The following is a 1,377-nucleotide window of genomic DNA, read 5'->3' as shown; positions in this document are numbered from 1 at the left end:
TTGCTCACACCTTAACAGGGCGTTATATCTAAGGAGGATAAATGAAAAAACTACTATCTATTATATTTGTCTTAATCACTCTTTCTTCTAGTGTTTATGCGGGAAAGAACGATATCCATGGGGCTAAAATTACTGAAGTCTACATCAATAGTGAGGGAGTAATGCTAATGAGAGTAGATAGCTTACCTACTTACCTTTCAATAGGTAAAGTTGGTAACAAGAGCTCTGAACTCATGTACTCAACGGCACTAGCTGCAAAGCTATCAGGTCAATCCAATTTATGGGTACGCTATTGGGATGCTGCACAGGGCTTTCCAACTGTCGGTATAATTAGCGTAAAATGAATAACGATATAACAAAAGCTTCAAACCGACAGCCAACGCGTGGCATTTTTAGTTTGCGGTGATTGAAGTGTTTAAGGCGTCATGCAGGGGCTTGTTTTGTGCGTTGTCTGCGGTTTAAGCTGGCGTTAAGCGTCTAGGTGTATATCCTCACTCTGAGTAGTGATAAAATAGGCAACTTAGGTCAATCAATGAGGGAATTGAATGTTTGATGTTTTGTTGTACCCAAGTTCCATGGGCGAACTTGAAATAAAAACGCTACAGAAAAATGGTGAAACACTATTCTTGCTGCCTGATGTAATTCGAGTGATTTCAAAGGAGTCGCAACACATCGATGGTAAGGCTACTTCGGATCAAACTTCATTTTTAAGAGCTTGTTTGTCTTCCCTTGAGGATGATGAGCGCTTTATGGAAAGCATTATTGAAAATGGTATCGAACGAACGGACTATTTTGTTAGTGAGCCTGGTGTCTACCGGGTTGCTCTTCAGTCCAATAGCTCTGGTGCTAAGAAGTTTCAGAATTGGGTCATAAAAGAAGTTATGCCATCAATCAGAAAATATGGCGTTTACCCACCACCAGAAGTTTCTGATGACGATCTAATCCTTCAATTAGCTGATCAACAAGCTAAACAATCGCAGCTCTTAAGCCAGTTCATTCGCAATTCAAAAGAAAAGTTCGAGAAACTGGACGAAAGAGTAGGTGAGCAGAGTAATACAATTAAAGGGCAAGGTAAAAAAATTCAATCATTGGGTGAACGTCTAGTTACGGTTGAATCCGCTAATTTACCTAAATATGAGTTCTACGATGTGGCTGATGTTTTGGCTTCTCTAAACATCTCCATAAATGAACTCAACTATGTAATCGCACTTTGCGAGAAAATCGCTTCTGAAAAGGGTTTTAATTATCTACCTTCTTTCAACGGTATTCGTGAAGAGCAGCGTTTCCCAATGCCTGTAATTGAATTAGCTCTTACTTATGCTCGTCTTTCACCGAGTGGCGAAGAAGACGCTTAACAATCTGTTTAAGAGTGATTCG

2 protein-coding genes are annotated in these 1,377 nt (G+C 39.9%); both read left to right on the top strand.

The window, feature by feature from the left end; translation table 11 throughout:
- Positions 1 to 41: 41 nt before the first annotated feature.
- Positions 42 to 344, top strand: a complete 303-nt coding sequence (locus VHA02S_RS24775; protein WP_038899769.1) for a hypothetical protein — start codon at positions 42 to 44, stop codon at positions 342 to 344.
- Positions 345 to 545: 201 nt separating this feature from the next.
- Complete coding sequence (locus VHA02S_RS24770) at positions 546 to 1,355, top strand: BRO-N domain-containing protein (protein WP_038899770.1); 810 nt, start codon at positions 546 to 548, stop codon at positions 1,353 to 1,355.
- Positions 1,356 to 1,377: the final 22 nt, after the last annotated feature.

The organism is Vibrio harveyi NBRC 15634 = ATCC 14126 = KCTC 12724 (genome assembly GCF_001591145.1).
GTDB classification, from domain to species: domain Bacteria; phylum Pseudomonadota; class Gammaproteobacteria; order Enterobacterales; family Vibrionaceae; genus Vibrio; species Vibrio harveyi.
Note: the sequence above shows the minus strand (reverse complement) of the source record. Positions and strands in the feature narration are given on the sequence as shown.